General features: G+C 68.8%; 21 protein-coding genes and 2 pseudogenes. 14 read left to right on the top strand and 9 right to left on the bottom strand.

Annotation, left to right across the window (positions count from 1 at the left end; all coding sequences use genetic code 11):
- Positions 1-110 precede the first annotated feature (110 nt).
- Positions 111-1,901 (top strand): glyoxylate carboligase, encoded by a 1,791-nt coding sequence (gene gcl / locus ACFRU2_RS10370; protein ID WP_382970218.1) that lies wholly within the window; start codon positions 111-113, stop codon positions 1,899-1,901.
- 556 nt (positions 1,902-2,457) lie between these two features.
- Here gcl and ACFRU2_RS10365 read toward each other — a convergent pair.
- Entirely contained in the window at positions 2,458-3,006 is a 549-nt protein-coding gene (locus ACFRU2_RS10365; protein ID WP_382970215.1) for a hypothetical protein, read from the bottom strand.
- 182 nt (positions 3,007-3,188) lie between these two features.
- Entirely contained in the window at positions 3,189-3,356 is a 168-nt protein-coding gene (locus ACFRU2_RS10360) for an ATP-binding protein (RefSeq protein ID WP_382970213.1), read from the bottom strand.
- 34 nt (positions 3,357-3,390) lie between these two features.
- On the opposite strand from ACFRU2_RS10360, the gene ACFRU2_RS10355 reads away from it, so the two are divergent.
- The 4 genes from ACFRU2_RS10355 to ACFRU2_RS10340 all read left to right on the top strand — a co-directional run bounded on the left by ACFRU2_RS10355 (position 3,391) and on the right by ACFRU2_RS10340 (position 6,109).
- Positions 3,391-3,738, top strand: coding sequence for a tyrosine-type recombinase/integrase (locus tag ACFRU2_RS10355; RefSeq protein ID WP_382970827.1), 348 nt, complete (start codon positions 3,391-3,393; stop codon positions 3,736-3,738).
- The gene (locus tag ACFRU2_RS10350) at positions 3,735-4,049 is read left to right on the top strand and encodes a helix-turn-helix transcriptional regulator (protein WP_112437628.1); all 315 of its coding nucleotides are present in this window, start codon (positions 3,735-3,737) and stop codon (positions 4,047-4,049) included. Before ACFRU2_RS10355 ends, ACFRU2_RS10350 begins: the two co-directional genes overlap by 4 nt.
- A 661-nt stretch (positions 4,050-4,710) precedes the next feature.
- Complete coding sequence (locus ACFRU2_RS10345) at positions 4,711-5,712, top strand: integrase (RefSeq protein ID WP_382970210.1); 1,002 nt, start codon at positions 4,711-4,713, stop codon at positions 5,710-5,712.
- Positions 5,713-5,734: 22 nt separating this feature from the next.
- Positions 5,735-6,109: a hypothetical protein gene (locus ACFRU2_RS10340; RefSeq protein ID WP_382970207.1), complete on the top strand. Its 375-nt coding sequence runs from the start codon at positions 5,735-5,737 to the stop codon at positions 6,107-6,109.
- A gap of 108 nt (positions 6,110-6,217) precedes the next feature.
- Here ACFRU2_RS10340 and ACFRU2_RS10335 read toward each other — a convergent pair.
- Positions 6,218-6,262: pseudogene (locus tag ACFRU2_RS10335) on the bottom strand (hypothetical protein); the annotation flags it as partial.
- A 40-nt stretch (positions 6,263-6,302) separates the two neighbouring features.
- Here ACFRU2_RS10335 and ACFRU2_RS10330 point away from each other — a divergent pair.
- Positions 6,303-6,539, top strand: a pseudogene (locus ACFRU2_RS10330) (aminoglycoside phosphotransferase family protein); the annotation flags it as partial.
- Positions 6,540-6,997: 458 nt separating this feature from the next.
- On the opposite strand, the gene ACFRU2_RS10325 reads toward ACFRU2_RS10330, so the two are convergent.
- The 3 genes from ACFRU2_RS10325 to ACFRU2_RS10315 form a co-directional block, all read right to left on the bottom strand.
- On the bottom strand, positions 6,998-8,455 hold the full coding sequence (locus ACFRU2_RS10325; RefSeq protein ID WP_250740648.1) for a catalase: 1,458 nt from the start codon (positions 8,453-8,455) through the stop codon (positions 6,998-7,000).
- 253 nt (positions 8,456-8,708) lie between these two features.
- A complete protein-coding gene (locus ACFRU2_RS10320; RefSeq protein ID WP_382970204.1) occupies positions 8,709-9,599 on the bottom strand; it encodes a 2-hydroxy-3-oxopropionate reductase in 891 nt (296 codons plus the stop codon).
- 74 nt (positions 9,600-9,673) lie between these two features.
- A complete protein-coding gene (locus ACFRU2_RS10315; protein WP_243339126.1) occupies positions 9,674-10,507 on the bottom strand; it encodes a TIM barrel protein in 834 nt (277 codons plus the stop codon).
- A gap of 126 nt (positions 10,508-10,633) precedes the next feature.
- On the opposite strand from ACFRU2_RS10315, the gene ACFRU2_RS10310 reads away from it, so the two are divergent.
- The 7 genes from ACFRU2_RS10310 to ACFRU2_RS10280 all read left to right on the top strand — a co-directional run bounded on the left by ACFRU2_RS10310 (position 10,634) and on the right by ACFRU2_RS10280 (position 16,733).
- Positions 10,634-10,885, top strand: coding sequence for a thiamine-binding protein (locus tag ACFRU2_RS10310; protein WP_250740545.1), 252 nt, complete (start codon positions 10,634-10,636; stop codon positions 10,883-10,885).
- The gene (locus ACFRU2_RS10305) at positions 10,882-11,280 is read left to right on the top strand and encodes a helix-turn-helix domain-containing protein (protein ID WP_250740543.1); all 399 of its coding nucleotides are present in this window, start codon (positions 10,882-10,884) and stop codon (positions 11,278-11,280) included. Before ACFRU2_RS10310 ends, ACFRU2_RS10305 begins: the two co-directional genes overlap by 4 nt.
- A gap of 154 nt (positions 11,281-11,434) precedes the next feature.
- Positions 11,435-11,950: a 2-oxo-4-hydroxy-4-carboxy-5-ureidoimidazoline decarboxylase gene (gene uraD / locus ACFRU2_RS10300; protein ID WP_274550194.1), complete on the top strand. Its 516-nt coding sequence runs from the start codon at positions 11,435-11,437 to the stop codon at positions 11,948-11,950.
- An 8-nt stretch (positions 11,951-11,958) separates the two neighbouring features.
- On the top strand, positions 11,959-12,351 hold the full coding sequence (gene uraH / locus ACFRU2_RS10295; RefSeq protein WP_250740538.1) for a hydroxyisourate hydrolase: 393 nt from the start codon (positions 11,959-11,961) through the stop codon (positions 12,349-12,351).
- A gap of 1 nt (position 12,352) precedes the next feature.
- On the top strand, positions 12,353-13,276 hold the full coding sequence (gene pucL / locus ACFRU2_RS10290; RefSeq protein WP_382970198.1) for a factor-independent urate hydroxylase: 924 nt from the start codon (positions 12,353-12,355) through the stop codon (positions 13,274-13,276).
- Positions 13,277-13,484: 208 nt separating this feature from the next.
- A complete protein-coding gene (locus tag ACFRU2_RS10285; RefSeq protein WP_243339131.1) occupies positions 13,485-14,888 on the top strand; it encodes an 8-oxoguanine deaminase in 1,404 nt (467 codons plus the stop codon).
- 432 nt (positions 14,889-15,320) lie between these two features.
- Positions 15,321-16,733, top strand: a complete 1,413-nt coding sequence (locus tag ACFRU2_RS10280) for a nucleobase:cation symporter-2 family protein (protein ID WP_382970824.1) — start codon at positions 15,321-15,323, stop codon at positions 16,731-16,733.
- 168 nt (positions 16,734-16,901) lie between these two features.
- Here ACFRU2_RS10280 and ACFRU2_RS10275 read toward each other — a convergent pair whose 3' ends face one another.
- A complete protein-coding gene (locus tag ACFRU2_RS10275) occupies positions 16,902-17,975 on the bottom strand; it encodes an Lrp/AsnC family transcriptional regulator (protein WP_382970195.1) in 1,074 nt (357 codons plus the stop codon).
- A 127-nt stretch (positions 17,976-18,102) separates the two neighbouring features.
- Here ACFRU2_RS10275 and ACFRU2_RS10270 point away from each other — a divergent pair, with 127 nt between their 5' ends.
- Positions 18,103-20,145 carry an ATP-binding protein gene (locus ACFRU2_RS10270; RefSeq protein WP_382970192.1) on the top strand — a complete coding sequence of 681 codons (2,043 nt, stop codon included), beginning with the start codon at positions 18,103-18,105 and terminating at the stop codon, positions 20,143-20,145.
- Here ACFRU2_RS10270 and ACFRU2_RS10265 read toward each other — a convergent pair.
- Positions 20,142-20,762, bottom strand: coding sequence for a 3'-5' exoribonuclease domain-containing protein (locus ACFRU2_RS10265; RefSeq protein ID WP_382970190.1), 621 nt, complete (start codon positions 20,760-20,762; stop codon positions 20,142-20,144). The genes ACFRU2_RS10270 and ACFRU2_RS10265 overlap by 4 nt on opposite strands.
- Positions 20,763-20,820: 58 nt before the next feature.
- On the bottom strand, positions 20,821-21,999 hold the full coding sequence (locus tag ACFRU2_RS10260) for a hypothetical protein (protein WP_382970821.1): 1,179 nt from the start codon (positions 21,997-21,999) through the stop codon (positions 20,821-20,823).
- Positions 22,000-22,042: the final 43 nt, after the last annotated feature.

Genomic DNA, 22,042 nt, shown 5'->3' with positions numbered 1-22,042 from the left:
CTTGACGTTGCGGGGAGTCCCCGCTTAGCGTGTTCCGTATAGCAGAACAAAACTTCCGGATTACGGAAAAGCCTGACCAGCCGGACCCGCCAGACCCGCAGGAGAACTCGATGCCTCGTATGACAGCCGCCGCCGCTGCAGTGGAGATCCTCAAGCTCGAGGGTGTCGAACAAGCGTTCGGCGTCCCCGGTGCTGCGATCAACCCGTTCTACCGCGAGCTCAAGAACGTGGGCGGAATCGCTCACACGCTGGCCCGCCACGTCGAGGGTGCCTCGCACATGGCCGAGGGTTACACCCGCGCCAAGGCCGGCAACATCGGCGTCTGCATCGGTACCTCGGGCCCGGCCGGCACCGACATGATCACCGGCCTGTACTCCGCGATCGCGGACTCCATCCCGATCCTGTGCATCACCGGTCAGGCTCCGGTCTCGAAGCTCCACAAGGAGGACTTCCAGGCCGTCGACATCGCCTCGATCGCCAAGCCGGTCACCAAGAAGGCGACGACCGTCCTGGAGGCCGCCCAGGTTCCGGGCGTGTTCCAGGAGGCCTTCCACCTGATGCGCTCCGGCCGTCCGGGCCCGGTCCTGATCGACCTCCCGATCGACGTCCAGCTGACCGAGATCGAGTTCGACCCCGAGACCTACACCCCGCTGCCGGTCTACAAGCCGAGCGCCAGCCGCGCCCAGGCCCGCAAGGCCCTGCAGTTCCTGCTCGAGTCCGAGCGTCCGCTGATCGTCGCCGGTGGCGGCATCATCAACGCCGACGCCTCCGACCTGCTGGTCGAGTTCGCCGAGCTGACGAACGTCCCGGTCATCTCCACCCTCATGGGCTGGGGCGTCATCCCGGACGACCACGAGCTGGCCGCCGGCATGGTCGGTGTCCAGACCTCGCACCGCTACGGCAACGCGACGTTCCTCGAGTCGGACTTCGTCCTCGGCATCGGCAACCGTTGGGCCAACCGTCACACCGGTTACAACCTCGACGCCTACACCAAGGGCCGCAAGTTCGTCCACGTCGACATCGAGCCGACCCAGATCGGCAAGATCTTCGCCCCGGACTTCGGCATCGCCTCGGACGCCAAGGCGGCCCTGGAGCTCTTCGTCGAGATCGCCAAGGAGCTCAAGGCCGAGGGCAAGCTGCCCGACTTCAGCGCCTGGGCCGCTTCCGCCCAGGAGCGCAAGGCGACGCTGCTGCGCCGCACGCACTTCGACAACATCCCCATGAAGCCGCAGCGCGTCTACGAGGAGATGAACAAGGCGTTCGGCCCCGAGACCCGCTACGTCACCACCATCGGTCTGTCCCAGATCGCCGGTGCGCAGATGCTGCACGTCTACAAGCCGCGCAACTGGATCAACTGTGGCCAGGCCGGCCCCCTCGGCTGGACCATCCCGGCCGCCATCGGTGCCGCCACCGCGGACCCGGAGACCCCGATCGTCGCGCTGTCCGGCGACTACGACTTCCAGTTCATGATCGAGGAGCTGGCGGTCGCCGCCCAGCACAAGGTCCCCTACGTCCACGTCCTCGTGAACAACGCCTACCTGGGTCTGATCCGTCAGGCGCAGGGCGGCCTGGGCATCAACTTCGAGGTCAACCTCGAGTTCGAGAACATCAACACCCCCGAGCTGGGTGTCTACGGTGTCGACCACGTCAAGGTCGCCGAGGGCCTGGGCGTCAAGGCGATCCGCGTCACCGACCCGGACAAGCTGGGCGAGGCCTTCGAGACGGCCAAGAAGTGGGCCCAGGAGTTCCAGGTCCCGGTCGTCGTCGAGGCCATCCTCGAGCGCATCACCAACATCTCGATGAGCAAGACGGTCGACATGAGCGACGTCACCGAGTTCGAAGAGGTCGCGACCGAGCTGGGTCACGCCCCGACCGCGCTCCGCAACACCCTGCCCGCCTAGTCCCATCAGGCTGGTCTAGCACCACCGAACGGCCCCCGTCCCTCCTCCAGGAGGAACGGGGGCCGTTCTGCGTCCCCTACGGGACCCAGGTCCCGCAGCCGTTCCACCCGCCGGCACGCACGCGCGCGCATCCGCCGTATAGGTTCGCCCGATGCGCAGATTCGCGGAGGCCGAAGACCTGTCGGGAGTGGTACGGGACGCACTGGGAGGGGCGGTCCGCGTGGCCGGTGCGGAACGCCTGTTTTCGGCGGGGTGAACGGAAGCCAGTTGGGCGGTGGTTTCGGGAGCCGCTTTGGTCTGTCCGTGCATGAGACGGACAACGGTGCAGGTCCATGATCGGCGGCGATATTGGGAGCCACCCCGATCGAGTGACGTCGGGGTGGGAGTGTCTTCGGTCGTGGCGGGAGGTGGGCCAGTAGTTTGGAGGTCTGGGCCCTGCCGGTCCGTGTCCCTGACAGGCGCGGTGCGGAAGGGCACGCCTTTTTTGGCCTAGGACAGGCTGCTGGGCGACCGCTTCTGGTACTCCAGCTGTAGGTGGCTCTTGGGCTGTTGTTGCCTATGCCTTCCGTGGCTTGCGCCGCTTGCCCCAGCTGCCTTGCGGCCGGTTCCGGTCCTGGGCCAGCATCGCCGCGTCGAACTGGGCTTTGCTGGTCACTGCTCGTGGTTCAGGCACGAGCGTGGTCGCTGTCGATCGCCACGGGACGGCCGAGGCCCAACCGACCAGGGGCATGGTCTCGTCGTAGTGCGGAGCGAATTGCGCGACGGCGATGGTGGGCATCCGGTAGTTCAGGCCGCGGACGTGTTCGAGGAACGTCTGGGGCAGCGAGACGTGGTGGGTTTCCAGGTAGTGCGGGAAGTCCTGGCGCCACAACCAGGTGCCGTCGGTCACCAGTGACGAGCATCCCGGAGAGTGTCGGTGGGTGCTGCCGGTGATGACGTCGTGTCCGCCTTCCATGACGTCGATCAGGAAGTGGCCGGCGTCCAGGTAGGCCACCAGGTCCGGCTCGTCCGGCTCGCCGACGGACCGGACGGCGTCACGGATCGATCCGCTCGGCTGGCCGGAGCGGATGTCGAGTTCGTCGTAGAAGCCCAGCAATCCCAGCACTGCGTCTCCTTCGACGAGCCGTTCCGTCCCGCTGCCGCTGGAAGGTGCGACCACCGTTGATCATCGGTGTGCGAAGACAAACGATCAGGCGGTGGCCGCAGGTCACAGCCTAGACGCTGCCCGCTGCCAGGAATCGGTACCTCTCCATCCGGGACCGAACGGCCTGGCTGAGGCGGCAGCTGTCAGGGGTTACGTCGTTCGGCCTCGGTGACGCGGAACCGGTAGGACTCGGTGCCGGTCTGGATGAGGGTGCAGCGGAAGGTGATCCGGTCGGCGATGGCCGCGCAGAGGCGGGGGTCGCCGAAGGTCTTGTCCCACGCCTCCGGCCCCCGGCCACGCTGGGTGCCCATGCTCGACGGCCTCGACCTGGTCCTGTGATGGCTCCTGGAAGACGTACGGCCCAAGTTCCCCAACTCGCCGGTGCTGTTCGCCGACGAGTCCGGCGGCAGCCTGCATCGTGGGACCATCCGCAACCGGCTCCGCTATCTGATGGAACTCGAAGGCCGCCCGGCGACCGACCGCTTCAGCCCGCATGCCCTGCGACGAGCGTGCGCGACCCACAACTATGAACGCGGCGTCGACCTCGTGGCCATCCAGCAGATGCTCGGTCACTGGACGGTCAGCTCGACCATGCGATACGTCCGGCCGTCCGCCACCTTCATCGAGGACGCCTATCAACGGGCGGTTGCCAGCACCCTGGCCGAGCTGACCGGGAAGGACACCACGGCATGAAGATCCAGTGGCGGCTGCGGATGGCCGCCGCCCAGCGGGAGGTCTGGACCGGGACCGAGCTGCGGCGGCTGCTGGCCGAGAAGGCCGGCCTGGAGTTGTCCTCGGCGTCGGTGTCCGCGCTGTTCACCAAGGAGCCCTCACAGGTGAAGATGACCACGCTGGCCGCGTTGTGCACCGCGCTGGAGTGCACCCCCAACGATCTGATCGAGGTCGACACCACCCCCGTCGAGCGGCCGATCGCACCCCCTCGTCCGGTCGCTGACCTGCCGCAGGCGGCCTCCGCGCGGGGCCGGTCGATGCCGCCTCTGTGACGGCGGGCCGCGATGGGCAAGAGACAACGGGACTGCGTCACCTGCGGCGCCCCAGTCGGATATCGCGACCGTCAGCACTGCTGCCGCTGCTGGGGGTGGCTGAAGGAACAGGCGGCGAGAGCTGCGTGTCCTCCTGTGGTCTGGACCGTGTGCTGCAGAACGACACCGGCCGCTGCATCGTCTGCTCGCGTGTCTGCCAGCAGTGCGGCCATCCGGTCCGGTCAGCGAACAGCGAGCTGTGCCGGGACTGCCGCAACAAGGCCAAGAGGCTCGCGGCCCAACAAACGTGTCCGCGCTGCGGCAAGCCGGGCTATCTGCGCGAGAACACCGGCTGGTGCGGACCCTGTTCCCACCCGGGCTCGCCGAAGAAGCCGCCGCGGGCCTGCCGCGAGTGCGGGCAGCTGAGGCGACATGCTGGGCTGGGGATGTGTTCGGCCTGCTGGCAAAGGCACCCCGGCCGCCCCTTCACTCGAGGCGAACACCTCCGGGAACGACTCGCTGACCCGCCCGTGTGGCTCGCCGATTTCATCGCCCAGGTCGCGGCCCGCCACTGCGTTGCCAGAGCCTGCGGCTTCATCACCAATCTGGGCCGGCTCCTGGAGGACGAGCACTCCAACTCGCCCCAGGTCTGCTCGAGCGATCCCGCAGACCCGGCCGGTCGATGGGCTCCTTCGCCCGTGCGCTCGAGGACTTCTTCACCCTCCGCGGCCTGGCCCTGCCCACCGACCAGGCCGAACGGCTTGCAGCGGGTCGGCGTCGCCGCCGCGTCGAGGCCGTGCCCGTGCCCCTGCGGTCGGCCGTGGAGGCGTTCGATGCCTCCCGGATGCGGGCCCAGTACCGGGCCCGCCGGGCCGGCACCCGCCCCCGAAGCAATCACACCCTGGAAACCGCCCTGGCCACCATGCGTGACTTGGCACTCTTCCTGGTCAACGAGCAGGACAAGAACGACTGGTCCCTCGTCGACGTCCATGACGTCGAAGCCTTCCTGACCACGCTGCCCAGGGCCCGCAAGCGGCGCCTGACCGTGCTGCGGCAGTTCTTCCGGTTCGCTCGTGCCCAGAAGCTGGTGCTGGTCGACCCGACACGCAACCTGATCATCAAGGAAGCGAACGGCTTCCGCGGCCAGACCCTCACCCTCGGCCAGCAGCGCGAACTGTTCCGCCGATGGACGACCGACGAGCATGTTCATCCCCACGAGGCACTGGTCGGGATGCTCGCACTGCTGCACGGAGCCTCCAGCTCGGAGGTCCGCATGCTGCAGACCTCCGAAGTGGACCACCTCGCCCAGACGGTCCGGCTCGGCAAACGACCCCATCCCGTCCCGCTGGACCCCGCCTCCTGGACGGTGCTGCAACAATGCCTGGCCCACCGCGAGACTTGGCGGACCGAGAACCCGCACGTCATGGTCACCAAAGGGACAAAGGCCGGGCGGAGTCCGGCCTCAACTGCCTATCTCTCCCACGTCCTTGATGACTGCGGATTCCCGCCCCGGACGATCCGCAGCACCCGCCTCGTCGACCTGGTGAACACCCCGGACCCCAAGCTCGTCGCGGCCGCGTTCGGGATGGACCCACAGGCCACACTGATCTACCTCGCCGACCACGTCGAAGAGGGGCGGCTCCCGCTTCCGGATGGCAGCCGAAATACCAGGAGGCCGCGCTGAAAACTCGTACAGAATTGCGGGCATGACCGCCTTCTTTTGTACCAGCTGCCAGCAGCGGATCAGCCCTGATCTCCGGGAAGTGCCGATGCCGCCGCCGGTCACCGAGGAAGCCCCGGGACACAGGTTCCTGCCACCGCTTGTGCCGCGTGGGTCGTATGCGGCCAGCCCCCATACTGGCGCGCTGGTCCTGAACCCCGACGACATCATGGGGGTGACCAGGCACCCTGATCCCAGGCGCCGCAACGGATGCTGTGGACTCGACGGCCTGGACGGCCCCAACCTCGTCTGCGGCAACTGTGGAGCGGAGGTCGCGACCCAGCAGTCGGACTGCTGGTCTCAGCAGCTGATTGCGCTGATCCCCGACGCGGTGACCAAGATGGTCTCCCCGTCTGCTTGAACCCGTGAGGTTTCGGCAGCACCTCGCACGGGTTCGCCGGAACATGTGCGCTTTGGCGAACGGGGAGTTCGTGGCCACGGCGGTCGCCTTGCATTCCTCGCGCTCGGTGAAGATCTGGAACAGGAGCTTGGCACCCTTCTTGTCCAGATTCATATATCCGAACTCGTCCAGGCAGAGCAGGTCGACCCGCACCCTTCGGGCGCTGGTGGCGCCGCGCACGGAACACGGACTGATTCACGGGGAACTGGGCCCCGACCACGTCCTGGTGACCCCCGAAGGGGAAGCGGTCCTCATCGACATCGAGGGCCTCATGTACTTCGACGTCGAGTGGGAGCACGTCTTCCTCCGGCTGCGCTTCCAGGAGCGCTACGAGGCCCTGGCGCGGCCCGGCCTCGACCCGCGGCGCCTCGACCTGTACGCACTGGCCCTGCTCCCGTAGAGCACGGAGGGGCGGTCCCCGGGCATGACCCAGGGCATGACCCAGGGCATGACAAAGAGCCGAGTCACGGGACCGTCCGTGACTCGGCTCTTTGAGTGTGTGTTGCTTGTTACCGCCCGACGGTACGAGGCTGGCGCGACAGGACGTTCGCACCGCCGGGCGGAGAGGGTGGGGGAGGTGTTCCTCCATATACAGGGGACTCTGTGCGTGGCCCCTGTATATAGAGGAGAGGTTTGGCTGGGACCGTGGCGAACGGCGACGAGAACTCCGGCTTCGTCTCCCTCAGGTCAAGAGACGGGCCTCGGAACCCATTACCACCGCACTGGCTCGCACGCTCGCCACGGTCCTCGTCCTGCCCTCACCGCGTACCACCCCTCATCCGGGTCCGCGGTGCGGGCTCAGCACCCGGATCCTGACCTCCCGTCAGGATCCCGGCGCAGCTTGTGGGCTCAGGCGTCGCGCAGGGCGCGGACGGCCTCCTCGACGCGCTTGCCGTAGTCGGCGTCCGCGGCGTGGAAGTGAGCCAGGTTCTTCTCGATGACGTCCTCGAGGGTGACCTGAGACAGGCCGCCGGCGATGGTCGCCACCAGACGCTGCTTCTCGGCCTCCGACATCAGGCGGTAGAGCTCACCGGCCTGGAAGAAGTCGTCGTCCTTGGTGTGGGCCGGAGCCTCGTGGGTGCCCGTGTAGCCGGAGACGGCCTTCGGGGCGCCCAGCGCCAGACCGGTCTCGGCCGGACCCTGGTGCGAGTTGGGCTCGTAGTTCTTGTCGTAGCGCGAGCCGTTGCGCAGCGCCATGACGCCGTCGCGGCCGTAGTTGTCGGCCTTCGTCGCCTTCGGGGCGTTGACCGGGATCAGGGTGTGGTTCACACCGAGGCGGTAACGCTGGGCGTCGGCGTACGCGAAGAGACGGCCCTGGAGCATCTTGTCCGGCGAGGCGGTGATGCCCGGGACGAAGTTGTTCGGGGAGAACGCGGACTGCTCGACCTCGGCGAAGACGTTGTCGGGGTTCCGGTCCAGGACCAGGCGGCCGACGCGCTGCAGCGGGTAGTCCGAGTGCGGCCACACCTTGGTGAGGTCGAACGGGTTGAAGCGGTAGTCCGCGGCCTCGGAGGCCGGCATGACCTGGACGTAGAGGGTCCAGCTCGGGTTCACACCGCGCTCGATCGCCTGCAGCAGGTCGGTCTGGTGCGAGTTGGCGTCGGAGCCGACGAGCTCGGCGGCCTGCTCGCCCGACAGGCAGCGGATGCCCTGGTTCGTCTTGAAGTGGTACTTGACGAAGAAGGCCTCGCCCTGGGCGTTGGTCCACTGGTACGTGTGGGAGCCGTAGCCGTTCATGTGACGGTACGACGCCGGGATACCGCGGTCACCCATCAGCCAGGTGATCTGGTGCGTCGCCTCGGGGGCGTGCGCCCAGAAGTCCCAGACGTTGTCCGCTTCCTGCTTGCCCGTGAAGGGGTCGCGCTTCTGGGAGTGGATGAAGTCGGGGAACTTGATCGGGTCCTTGATGAAGAACACCGGGGTGTTGTTGCCGACGAGGTCGTAGTTGCCCTCTTCGGTGTAGAACTTCAGCGCGAAGCCGCGCGGGTCGCGGACCGCGTCCGCGCCACCCAGCGAGTCGGCCACGGTGGAGAACCGCAGGAAGGTCTCGGTCTTCTTGCCGACCGTGTTCAGGAACGCGGCGCTGGTGTACGCGGTGACGTCGTCGGTCACCTCGAAGTAGCCGTACGCGGCGGAACCGCGGGCGTGCACCACGCGCTCCGGGATGCGCTCGCGGTTGAACCGGGCGAGCTTCTCGAGGAGCTGCTGGTCCTGGATCAGCAGGGGGCCACCGACGCCGGCGGTAGCGGAGTTCTGGTTGTCGGCGACCGGGGCGCCAGACTCGGTCGTCAGCGTGCGCTTCGACATGGTGACCTTCCGTACGGGGAACTGCTGACGGAAATCGTCTTCCGTCATGCGGAACAGACTAATTTCGGCATGAACTCGACGTCAACAGTTTGTTGAAATGAAAGTTGAGGGAGAGGTAATCCGGACGGTGCCGGCACTTGGGCGCGACAGGACAGGTGTCAGCACCGGCACCATCCGGAAACTCAGGGCCCCGCGAGCGGGGCGGGTGGCGGCCCTGTGATCGGGGAGATCGGGCCGCCTATCGGAGCGGAGCTCAGATCTGGGCGCCGGAGAGGCGCTCGACCGCGCGGAGCAGCGCGGAGTGGTCCAGGCCACCGTCACCCTGGGCGCGCAGCGAGGCGACCAGCTGGGCGACGACCGCGCCGACCGGGAGGGCCGCACCGACGTTGCGGGCGGCGTCGGTGACGATGCCCATGTCCTTGTGGTGCAGGTCGATCCGGAAACCGGGCTTGAAGTCGCGGTTCAGGAAGTTGGCCTTCTTGCGGGTCAGGACCGTGGAGCCGGCCAGACCGCCGTTGAGCACGTCCAGAGCGGCTTCGAGGTTCACGCCCGACTTCTCGAGGAAGACGACGGCCTCGGCGCACGCCTGGATGTTCACCGCGACGATGAGCTGGTTGGCAGCCTTCACCGTCTGGCCGGAGCCGTGCGGGCCACACAGGACGATGACCTTGCCGAGGGCCTCGAGGACCGGCAGGGCCTCGTCGAAGTCGGCCTGCTCGCCACCCACCATGATCGACAGGACGGCCTCGATGGCACCGGCCTCGCCACCGGACACCGGGGCGTCGATGACGCGGATGCCCTTGGCGGCGGCGTTCTTCGCCAGGTCGATCGAGGTCTGCGGGGTGATCGACGACATGTCGATGATCAGCGCGCCGGACTTGGCGTTCTCGAGGATGCCGTTCTCACCGTAGGAGATGGCCTCGACCTGCGGGGAGGCGGGCACCATCGTGATGATCACGTCGGCGTCCTTGACGGCCTCGGCGATCGAACCGGCGGCGGCGCCACCGGCCGCGGCCAGGCGGTCCAGCTTGTCCTGCTCCAGCGTGAAGCCGGTGACCGAGTAGCCGGCCTTCAGGAGGTTCTCGGCCATGGGCGAGCCCATGATTCCGAGGCCGACCCATGCGATCTTGGGGAGGTTGCTCATGATGAGGGTCCTTCTCTTAATGCTTCGTACGAAAAGTTCGTCAGGTGCCTGGCTGTTCGCCCGGACTTTTCCGCTTACTTCGCGGCGCGGGCCTCGGCGGGCAGCCACGCGAAGGAGGCGGCGGCGTCGGCGGCCTTGTACTCGAGACCGACAAAGCCCTGGTAGCCGGCCTTCTGGAGCTGGTCGAGCAGCTCTTCGAGGGGCAGCTCGCCGGTGCCGGGGGCACCTCGTCCCGGCTTGTCCGCAATCTGGACGTGTCCGGTCTTGGCGGCGTACTTTTCGATGACCTCGGAGAGGTCCTCATCGTTCATCGCCAGGTGGTACAGGTCGAGCAGGAACTTGGCGTTCCCGAGGCCGGTGGCCTCGTTCACCTTGTCCACTACCTCGATGCCGGCCGGGGCGCTCACCAGGGGGTAGAGCGGCGACTCGGGCTTGTTCAGGGTCTCGATCAGGAGGATCGCGCCGACGCGGTCCGCGGCCTGAGCCGCCACGACCAGGTTCTTCAGCGCGAGCTCGTCCTGAACGGCCGGGTCCACGCCTTCGACGCGGTTGCCGTAGAGGGCGTTCAGCGCCTTGCAGCCGACCGAGGCGGCGAAGTCCGCAGCCACGTTGATGTTGGCGTTGAAGCGCTCCGACTCCTCACCGGGAACCGATACCGCACCGCGGTCGGGGCCCGGCAGCTGGCCGGCGTAGAAGTTCAGGCCCACCAGCTGGGTGCCGGCGTCCTCAAGAGCGGTCTTGAGGGCGTCGAGCTCCTCCTGAGCGGGGGTGGGGGTCTCGATCCAGGGCCACCACAGCTCGACCGCCGTGAAGCCCGCTGCGGCGGCTGCCGCGGGACGCTCCAGGAGCGGGAGTTCCGTGAAGAGGATCGAAAGATTTACATCGAAGCGCTGGTCCGTGTATCCCATGAGGGGTGTGCGCTCCTTCCGTATTGCGGAAGTTAGTTTCTGCCTGATGGAAGACTGCAAGCAGGGCGGCCCGGTTGTCAAGTACCGCCTCCCGAAAAGTCCGGACTGCCAGGTAGCTTGAGCGGCGTGCGATTGAGAGTGGAGTTCACGACCGAGCCCTTCGATCTAGAAGAGGCCCCTGCCCATGCCGTAGCCGCTCGCGAGGTCATCCAGACGGCCCAGCTGGACGCGGTGGATGTCGGCCCGTTCGGCAACACCGCCGAGGGGGAGTCCGAAGCGGTGCTGACCGCGGTCACCGCGCTGCTGCGGAACTCCCTGGAGGCCGGAGCCACGCGCGTCTCGCTCCAGGTCAATGTGATCGGGGAGGACACGCCATGACCGAGCCCCGGGACCACCCGTTCGTCGCCGCGGTCAAGCCGCTGGTGGACGCCATGGGCGGCGAGCTGATGGATCCGTCCCTGGCCCAGCCGGACGACGTCGTGCTCGCCTGGGAGGGTCAGGACCTGTTGGCCGTACGGCTCCCACAGCTCTCCGACTCGCTGGACCACATCCTGGCGGCGCTGGAGCGCCGGCACGGCGTACCGTTGTCCCAGCTCGACCGGAAGTCCAAGCAGGACGTCGTGCGGATACTGGAGGCGCGCGGCGCCTTCTCGGTCCGGCACGGTGTGGAGACGGTCGCGGGGGCCCTGGGCGTGAGTCGCTTCACGGTCTACAACTACTTGAACCGGGACTCAAACACTCCCAAAGGGTCCACCGGGACCAACCAAGAGTGAATCCTGATTGACTCACCGTGACGAGCCGCCGCCCAATTCACCCGGGCGGCGGCTTTTGTGTACGGGAAGTTTCAACAAAGTGTTGACGCCGTGTTGTCGAGGGCGTTAGCTATGCGCAGCCCGTCAAAGCAACAACAGGCCACGGAGGCCTACCGTGACTTCGAGTCCGACCCCGGGTCTCACCCGGTTCAACGCCTTGGACGACAGTGCGGCCACGGCCGAACTGCACGAGGTGTGTGCCAGCTCGGCATGGGGCAGCAAGCTGCTCGCCCAGCGCCCCTTCACCAGCGTCGACACCCTGTTCTCCGCGAACGAGGCCGCCATGGCCGAGCTCACCGCGGAGGACCTGGGCGAGGCGATGGGTGGACACGCGCCGATCGGCCGGCCGAAGCCGGGAGACCCGACCTCCGCCCGCGAGCAGCGTGGCATGGCCGGTGCCTCGGAGGAGCTCAAGTCCGAGCTCCTCGAACTGAACCTGGCCTACCAGGAGAAGTTCGGCCACGTCTTCCTCATCTGCGCCACCGGTGCGACCGGTGAGTTCATGCGGGACGCGGTCAAGGTCCGGATCGAGAACTCGCCGGAACAGGAGCGGGAAATCGCTCGTGGCGAGCTCGTCAAGATCAACCGGATTCGGCTGACCCGTCTCGTGGAATCCGTAGAAGGAGAGTAAGACCGAGCATGAGCACTGAGACCACCGCGTCGGTGTCCACGCACATCCTGGACACCAGCATCGGAAAGCCCGCCGAAGGCGTCGCGATCTCCCTGTCGGCCCGTACGGGTCTCGACGGTGAGTGGGCGGCCCTGGGTGGCTCCGCCACCGATGCGGACGGGCGCTGCAAGGACCTGCCGGCTCTGCCGGAGGGCACCACCCACGTGCGTCTCGACTTCGAGACCGAGACGTACTTCTCCAAGAAGCAAGCCGCCGAGGCACAGCAGGACGCCCCCCGCGTAAGGGACAGCGGTGCGTTCTTCCCCGAGGTCACCATCACCTTCGCGGTGAACCCGGGCGAGCACTATCACGTACCGCTGCTGCTCAACCCGTTCGGCTACTCCGTTTACCGAGGGAGCTAGCATGGCCACCATTCTGGGCCAGAACCAGTACGGCAAAGCAGAGAACCGCGTTGTCAAGATCACGCGGGACGGCGACACCCACCACATCAAGGACCTGAACGTCTCGGTCGCCCTCTCGGGCGACATGGACGACGTCCACTACTCCGGCTCGAACGCCAACGTCCTTCCGACGGACACCACCAAGAACACGGTGTACGCGTTCGCCAAGGAGTACGGCATCGAGTCCGCCGAGCAGTTCGGCATCCACCTGGCGCGTTGGTTCGTCAACAGCCAGGAGCCGATCCAGAAGGCGCGCATCCGGATCGAGGAGTACTCCTGGTCCCGGATCGCCACCTCGGACGCCAACTCGAAGTTCATCGGCTCCGACGAGGTGAACCACTCCTTCGTCCGCGAGGGCGGCGAGACCCGCGTCACCCAGATCACGTACGACGGCAAGAACTGGGAGGTCATCTCCGGCCTCAAGGACCTCGTCGTCATGAACTCCACGAACTCCGAGTTCTGGGGTTACGTGAAGGACAAGTACACGACCCTGAAGGAGGCCTACGACCGCATCCTGGCGACCCAGGTTTCGGCTCGTTGGCGCTTCAGCTGGTCCGACGACGACCAGCGGATGCCGAACTGGGAGAAGTCCTACGCCGAGACCCGGAAGCACATGCTCCAGGCCTTCGCGGAGACCTACTCCCTGTCGCTGCAGCAGACCCTGTACCAGATGGGTTCGCGCATCATCAACCACCGTTCGGAGATCGACGAGGTTCGCTTCTCGCTCCCGAACAAGCACCACTTCCTCGTCGACCTCGAGCCCTTCGGTCTCAAGAACGACAACGAGGTCTACTTCGCCGCGGACCGTCCGTACGGTCTGATCGAGGCGACGGTCCTCCGCGACGGCGTAGACGCCCGTATCCCCGTGGACATGACCAACCTCTGATGTGGCACGCGCGTCCCGGGGCTCCGCAGTGGCCCCGGGGCGGCGCGACACCCGTCAGCACGTCCAACACTTTCAACTTCCTGAATCGGCACCCGGACGCACCACACGGGGCGGCAGTACTGTCAGCTGTCAAGGCCCCCGGCTCCGGCACTCAAATCCCCTGGGTTTTGCCGTGCCCGCACCGCCACTGAAAGCACGAGGAAGTCCCATGGCAGCATCGGCAGCCAATGACAGCGCCGTAGAGCGCATCGTCATCGAAAACTGTGCGATTGCGACCGTTGACGCCAACGACACCGAGTACGCCTCGGGTCACGTGGTGCTCGCCGGTAACAAGATCGAGTTCGTCGGCGCGGGCAAGGCCCCCGAGAACCTCGAGAACGTCGTCCGCCGCATCGACGGCACCGGACACCTCGTGACTCCCGGTCTGGTCAACACGCACCACCACTTCTACCAGTGGATCACGCGTGGTCTGGCCACCGACCACAACCTCTTCAACTGGCTGGTCGCGCTGTACCCGACGTGGGCGCGCATCGACGAGCAGATGACGTACACGGCCGCGCAGGGCTCCCTCGCCGCGATGGCCAAGGGTGGCGTCACCACCGCGATGGACCACCACTACGTCTTCCCCAAGGGTTCGGGCGACCTGTCCGGGTCGATCATCCGCGCCGCGTCCGAGATGGGTGTCCGCTTCACCCTCGCCCGCGGCTCGATGGACCGCAGCGAGAAGGACGGCGGCCTGCCGCCGGACCACGCGGTCGAGACCCTCGAAGGTGCCCTCGCGGACACCGAGGCGACCGTGAAGAAGTACCACGACGCCTCCTTCGACGCGATGACCCAGGTCGCCGTCGCCCCGTGCTCCCCCTTCTCGGTCTCCACCGAGCTGCTGAAGCAGGGCGCCGAGATGGCCCGCCGCCTGGGTGTGCGCATGCACACGCACGGCTCGGAGACCGTCGAGGAAGAGCAGTTCTGCAAGGAACTGTTCGGCATGGGCCCGACCGACTACTTCGAGTCGACCGGCTGGCTCGGCGAGGACGTGTGGATGGCGCACAGCGTCCACATGAACGACTCCGACATCGCCGCGTTCGCCCGCACCAAGACCGGTGTCGCGCACTGCCCGTCCTCCAACGCCCGTCTGGCCGCCGGCATCGCCCGCGTCCCGGACATGCTCGCCGCCGGTGTCCCGGTCGGCCTCGGCGTGGACGGCACCGCCTCGAACGAGTCCGGTGAGCTGCACACCGAGCTGCGCAACGCGCTGCTGATCAACCGCCTGAACCCGGTCCACCGCGAGCGCGCGCTCAACGCCCGCCAGGCCCTGCGCCTCGGTACCTTCGGTGGCGCCCAGGTCCTCGGCCGCGCCTCGAACATCGGTTCGCTCGAGGTCGGCAAGTGCGCCGACCTGGTGCTCTGGAACCTGAACACCCTCCTGCACTCCTCGATCGCCGACCCGGTCACGGCGCTGGTCTTCGGTGCGGCGGCCCCGGTCACCGCGTCGTTCGTCAACGGCAAGCAGATCGTCGAGAACAACCGTCTGCTCTTCGCCGATGAGGACGCCATCGCCGTGTCCACTCGGGAAGAGGCCCAGCGCCTCGCGCGGATCTCCGCGCAGGCCTGATCCCACGGAGTCCGGCCGGGGGGGACGGCCCCCGGCCGGCGGCCGCGGACCCGAGCGGGGTCCACGGCAGCTGTTCCCGGGTAGCGCCCGAGGTTTTTCCCAGGGCGCCCCGGGAGCGGTGACTCGTGCCCGTTGCTCCGCAGCCCGTGCCATGAGCCCCGCAGCTCGTGCCATGAGCCCCGCAGCTCGTGTACCGCGCCACTGCTACGGCACCTCCAGCTCACTTTTGACTTCCTCACCGGCGGCTCACGGGCCGCCCGGCGTGGAAACGACTCGGGCGAATCGTTTCCGCACCCCTTGGGACAAGCATTCGCAACACCAGTACCCGCAGCACCCTCACAACTCCATACAGAGCTCGACTCGTACAGCTTTCGCATCACCTCCCAGACACATCACGTCCCTGCCGGCGTGTTAAACAGTTCGGAGGAAGCCGTGGCCCAGGCGCCCAGGTTTCGCAAAGACGCAGACGCAGTCGCAGTACCGCAGGCCTCGGACGACTCAGGGGGGAAGCACCCGGTCGACGAGACGTTGCCCCCGCTGAAGATGTTCACCAGCGGCCTCCAGCACGTAGCCGCCATGTACGCGGGTGTAGTTGCCCCGCCCATGATCGTCGGACCGGCCGTCGGCCTCTCCGCCACCGAGACCGCCTTTCTGATGGGCGCCTCGCTCTTCACCGCAGGACTCGCCACCCTCCTCCAGACCCTCGGTTTCTGGAAGATCGGCGCCAAACTCCCCTTCGTCAACGGCGTTTCCTTCGCCGGCGTGACCCCGATGATCGCCATCGGAAAGGGTGAGGGCGACAACGCCATCCCGATCATCTTCGGCGCGATCATCGTCGCCGGAATCCTCGGCTTCTTCGCCGCCCCGTACTTCGGCAAACTGGTGCGGTTCTTCCCGCCGGTCGTCACCGGTACGGTCATCACCCTGATCGGCGTCTCGCTGCTCCCCGTGGCCTTCAACTGGTCCCAGGGCGGGAACAGTCACGCCGCCGGCTACGGCTCGATGAAGAACATCGCCATGGCCGCGGTCACCCTCGTCATCGTCCTGCTGATGCGCAAGTTCCTGCGCGGCTTCCTCCAGCAGATCTCCATCCTCCTCGGCCTGGTCGCCGGCACGCTCATCGCGCTGCCGCTGGGCATGACGAACTTCGACGCCGTCAAGAACGCCGACTTCATCGGCTTCCCGACGCCGTTCCACTTCGGGGCGCCGCAGTTCCAGGTCGCCGCGATCATCTCCATGTGCATCGTGATGCTCGTGTGCATGACCGAATCCACCGCCGACATCCTCGCGCTGGGCAAGATCGTCGGCCGTCCGGCGGACGCGAAGACCATCGAGGGCGGCCTGCGCGCCGACACCCTGGGCAGCGCGCTCAGCCCGCTGTTCAACGGGTTCATGTGCAGCGCCTTCGCGCAGAACATCGGCCTGGTCGCCATGACCAAGGTCCGCAGCCGGTTCGTCGTCGCGGCCGGCGGCGGCATCCTGATCCTGCTGGGCCTGTGTCCGATCGCCGCCTCCTTCATCGGAGTCGTACCGCTGCCGGTCCTCGGCGGCGCGGGCATCGTCCTCTTCGGCTCGGTGGCCGCCAGCGGCATCCAGACCCTGGCCGGCGCGGCCATGGAGACGGGCGAGAACGCCCTGATCGTCGCCGCCTCGCTCGGCATAGGCCTCATCCCGATCGCGGCCCCCGGCTTCTACCACGCCTTCCCCGAGGACCTGCTGGTCGTCCTCGACTCCGGCATCAGCACCGGCTGTGTCGTGGCCATCCTGCTGAACCTGGCCTTCAACCACCTCGGTGCCAAGAAGGGATCGGCCGCGGCCGCCCCGGATCCGGTACTGGTGCACTGACCGGGCTGTTCCCGGTCGGTGCGCGGTATGCGGCGGTGCGTACGTCACCCACTGCGGGGTTGGCGTCCGCACCGCCGCATGCGCGTGTACGGATTCCCGTACGGGGGCACGCTGGGCCGGCCCGGGGCTCCGGCCGGGGTTCCCGGGGCTCCGCCCGGACCCTGTGCCTCAAACGCCGGCGGGGCCGGGGTGGCCGGGTACCGGGTCCGACCAGATGTCCGGGGTGACGGTACGCAATCGGTGGCCGCGGCGGTCCAGTTCCTGGGCCTCGGTCTTGCGGACGTGCAGGGCCACCGCCGAGTCCGTGATGCGCAGGCCCGGCAGCCGCCGGGTGAGCTCCGCCGTGTAGCGGGAGAGGTCCTCCACCGTGCGCAGCCTGGCGCTGATCATGAAGTTCCAGGGGCCGCTGACGGACATGCAGACACGGGTCTCGCGCAGCCCGGCGGCGACCGCCGCGCAGTCGGCGAGCTCGAACTCGGAGGCCTCGGCCCACAGCGTCGCCGACACCGGCCAGCCCGACAGCGCCGAGGCCAGCGCGCAGCTGTAGCGCAGGCTCTGCCCGCCCTCCAGCCGCGCCAGCCTGCGCCGTACGGTCGACTCGCTCATCCGGAACTCCCGGGCCAGCGAGGCCACGGTGCGCCGCGCGTCCGAGGCCAGGGCCATGACCAGCGGCCGGTCCTCCTCCTGGAGCGGCGCCACCGCCGGCCGGTCCGGGGCGGCGGAAGCCGCGGGCCGCCGGGTCCGCCGGGTCAGCAGGCCGATCTGGGCCGGGGTCAGCTGGTCCAGGCGCCAGCGGTCGGGGGCGTAGTGCACCGCCGTCACCATCGAGGTGCGGGTGCCGACCACGCCGGGGATCCGCTGCACCCGGCAGGACAGGTAGGCGTACAGGGTCGGCAGGTCGGGTACCGCCACGAAGACGAGCAGGTCCCGGCTCCCGGTGGTGTGCTCGATCCCCAGGGCGTGCGGGTCCGCCACGAGCACGTCCCCCACCGAGGGCGAGGTGCCCGCGGTGCACGTGACCTCCACCCACGCCATGCAGGGCTTCGTGACGCCGGTGCGCAGCCCGAGTCCGCTCAGCCACGCCTCGCCGGACCCGGTGAGCCGCTCCCAGCGGCGGGCCAGGGTGTCCGGGCGTGCGCCGAGGACCGGACCCAGCAGTTCCCAGCTCGCGCGGGGTGCGAGCTGGAGTGCGTGGACGAGTGCCCGATCCGTGTCGTCGATGGCGGAAATGGCCGAGTTCATACCCTCCCCTTGGTGGTTCTCCCGGTCGGTGACGGGACAACGGGATTATGAGCCGATCATCTCTCTTTGTGCGTTCAACTGTTGACCACATGACGGTGCGCACGTGTCGGACAGAGCAGGAGGATGTGTGGGGGAGGCCGGCTCGGGCGTGCGGCAGGCGGTGCCCGCCGAACTGTCGAGCTTCATCGGGCGGGAACGGGAGCTCAGCGCCCTCGCTGCCCTGCTCGCCACGGAACGCCTGGTCACGCTCACCGGACCGGCCGGCATCGGCAAGACCCGGCTCGCGGTGCGCACCGTCCGCGCCCTGGGCGACCGGGACGGCCTGGATGCCGTCTGGGTGGAGCTCGCGGGCCTGCCCGAGCGGTGCTGGGGAGGCCTCCTGGGGGAGCTCGCCGACCGCCTGGCGGGGCGTGAGACGCTGCTCGTGCTCGACGGCTGCGAACAGCTGGGGGAGGCCGGTGCGGGGCTCGCGGCCGAGCTGCTGCGGCTTCCGGGGCTACGGATTCTGGCCACCTCGCAGCGGCGGCTGCGGATCGCCGGGGAAGCGGTGCTCGCCGTACCGCCGCTGTCGGTGCCGACCGCGCCCTCCGTGCAGCCGCTGTCGTCGGTCCCGTCGTTTCCGTCGTTCCTGCCGGGGCACGGTGCGCCCGACCCCACCCGGCGGTTCCCGGTGGCGGACGTCGCCGGGTACGCGGCCGTACGGCTCTTCGCGGAGCGGGCGCGCGGCGCGGACCCCTTCTTCGAGCTGACCGACCGCAACGCGGGCGCCGTGGCCGCGCTGTGCCGGGCGCTCGACGGGATCCCCGGGGCGCTGGAGCTCGCGGCGGGGCGCTCGCACCAGTACGCGCCCGCGCAGGCGCTCCGCAGACTCGGCTCCGACCCGCTGGGCTTCCTCGCCGGGGGCGCGGGCCGCAGCACCCGCGTCGATGCCGAACGCTCGCTCCGGCTGGCCTCGCCCGCCGAACGGCTGCTCTGGGAGCGGCTCTCCGTCTTCGCGGGCTCCTTCGACAGGGCGGCCGTCGCCGAGGTGTGCGGCTTCGGGGCGCTCACCCCGGACACGGCCGTCGAGGCACTGCTCCGGCTGGCCCCGGGCCTGCTCGCGGACGCCGGGCCCGGCCGCTACCGGCTGCCGCTGTCCGTACGGGCCTACGCGGCCCGGCGGCTCGCGCACGGACCCGCCGGGGACGGCGCGACGACGGCCCGGCGCCACCGCGAGCGCTGTCGGGTGGTGGCGGAGCGGGCTGCGCAGCTGTGGCGCGCCGGTGCGCAGCGCGAGGCGCGCGCCCTCGCCCTGCGGGAGCTCCCCGAGCTGCGCGCGGCGATGAACCCGCTCGCCGCGGGGGGACCGGGCGCAGCCCTGGAGATCGCGGTGTCCCTGTGGTTCCTGTGGTCCGCGTGCGGGATGGCGGCGGAGGGGCGCAGACACGTGGAACGCGCCCTGGCCGTGCACCCGGCGCCCCGGCCCGCCCGGGCCCTGTGGCTCGCGGCGTGGCTGGTCGCCGCCTTCGGGGAGGCGGACGGCGCCGACCCCCTGCTGGTGGAGGCGTGGAAGGAGGCCGTCCACGAGGGTGAGGACGCCTGCCTGGCGTACCTCGCGCACCTGCGCGGAACCATCGCGCTGTGGGAGGACCGGTACGAGGACGCCGCGGAGGAGTACCGGGAGGGACTGGAACTCCTTCCGGCGGATCCGGAGTTCGGCCCCGGCCGGGAAGCCCTGCGCGCCGCGCACACCCTGGCGGTCGCCCGTACGGACCCGGCCTCGGTCCCGGTCGAGGACGGCCCGCCGGGCGGCGCGCCGGACGGCTCGGCCGACCTGTGGGCCCGGTCCTGGGTGAGCTACGCCCACGCCCTGGTCCAGCGCCACGAGGGCCACCCGGCGCAGGCCCGTAGAGAACTGCTGAGCGCGCTGCGGACCCAGTTCGCGCTGGACGACACCCTCGGGCAGGCCTTCTCGGTGGAGCTCCTCGCCGAACTGGAGGCGGACCAGGGCCGCTACGCCGAAGCCGCCCGGCTCCTCGGCGCGGTCTCCCGCACCCGCCCGCACGCGGCCTCGGCCCCCCGCGTCCAGCAAACGGTCCGAGCCCGCCTCACCCCCCAGGCCTTCCGCACGGCCTACACCTCGGGCACCCGCACCCCCCTCCGCGACCTCCTGCCGGAACTGGCGGGCTAGGGCCGGCCGGGCGGCACCCACGTCATCAGGTTGCTCATCAGCTCGGCCTGCTCGATGGCGTCGTCCAGGGCGTGATGGGTGTGCGGCCGCCGGGAGAGCAGCTCGCGCGGCATGCGGCCCTTGACGGCGGCGCGGAGCGGGACCCCGGCCTTGGCCGCGTAGAGGGTCTTCATGTCCAGGCAGCCCGAGTGGCCGAAGGGGCTGTCGCCGCCGAAGCTCATCAAGTACCAGTACAGGAAGGTCCAGTCGAAGGAGGCCGGGTAGGCGCACATCACCGGCTGCGCCCCGACCGAGACCTCCCGCACCCAGGCGCGGAACTCCGCCATGGCGACGGCCGGTTCGGTGCCCTCGCGGACCAGCCGGTCCCGGTCCAGCCCGCTGACCGCGAGCGCCTCCGGCACGTACGCCTCACTGATGGGGCGCAACTCCCGGTAGAAGGTGTCCCGTTCCGGGTCGGCGGCCGTATACGAAGCGGCATCCTGCCGCCCGGCCACGGCGGCCCCGAAACTGATCATCGAATACGGCCCGGGGATGGGCCCGTCGGCTTCGACGTCGACGGAAATGTAGAGACTGGGCCGCGCCGGACGGGCGGAGCGTGCGGTACCGACTGAGGTCATGCCGAGAGCATCCCAGCCGGCACCGCACGCGATCACCCGAATTTATGCCGGTCCCCGGCTACGGCGCCGGGGTGAGGTACATCCCGGTCTGGTCGGACCCGGCGGTGTTCTTGCAGCCGAAGCCGCTGCTCGCCGGCTGTGCCACGACCAGGGCCAGGCAGCGCCCGGCCGCGAGCTGCCCGAAGTAGTTCGGGTGCATGGACTCCTGGACCAGTCCCTGCGTTTCGCTGCTGTCGATCCAGCGTGCCCACTCGCTCGTCTTCGCCGACGCCGGCGCCGCGGTGGTCACCTGCTTGCTCGCCTTCGCGCACACCTCGCGCCCCTGCATCATGTCCTTCAGGTCCAGGAACTGCGCGCCCTTGGCCGCGGCGACCGCCTTGAGCCGCCCGGCGATCTGCGGCACGAGGGAGTCCCGCGCCCAGTCGGAGTCCCTGTTCCAGAAGGGACATCCGCCGGTGTTGAGCCGGCTCCAGTCGCTCTGGGTGTACCGGTTCTCCGCGCCGCGCGGGATCGGCGACGGGTAGGACTGCAGCACGATCCGGTACGAGGAGTCGGCGTACCCGGCGCCGCGCATGACGGCCCGCACCTCGTCCACGGACTTGCCGACGTCGGCCATGACCCCGTCGATCTTCGCGTCCACACCCTCCTGCTGATCGTCGTAGCAGTAGGAGTTCCAGAGCACGAAGTCGTACGCGCACTCCTTGATGATGTCGGCGAAGCCGAGGTCGTTGCCGCCGATGGACAGCGCGATGACCTTGACGTTGTTGCTCGCGGCCACGGCGGCGAGCTGATCGGCCTGCGGGGCCTCGCCCTTGAAGGCGACGCCCCCGTTGGAGGCGCGGAACACGTTCTGCGAGACCGCCCCGGAGCAGGCCAGGTTGATCGCGACATCGGCGAGCGGCCCGGCGCTCTTCACCTCGGCGGAGTCCGACCGGTGGCATCCGCCGGCGGTGGCCCCGTAGACCTTGCCGGGGTCGTAGCTGCTGCCGCTCACCCAGGCCCGGTCGGTCCCGGTCCGGTTTCCGCTGTTGGTCAGGCTGTTGCCCTTCCAGCGTCCGGCTTCCCCGGAGATGTAGCTGTCGCCGAGGGACACCACCGCCGTGGGTCCGTTCCCCGGTCCGGCCACGGCCGTCCCGGCCCCTCCGGCGACCAGGGCCCCGGCGACGAGCGGCACTGCCATCCCGATCCCGGCCAGTCGTCGCACCCGACGGGCCCGGTCCATGCTGTCGCTGCGCATTCCGATCACTGCGGAACTCCTGCGGTCGGCCATGCGGAAGCCG

The organism is Streptomyces sp. NPDC056883 (genome assembly GCF_042788835.1).
GTDB classification, from domain to species: domain Bacteria; phylum Actinomycetota; class Actinomycetes; order Streptomycetales; family Streptomycetaceae; genus Streptomyces; species Streptomyces stoeckheimensis.
The sequence above is the reverse complement of the archived record's forward strand: the minus strand, read 5'-3'. Positions and strand labels throughout refer to the sequence as shown.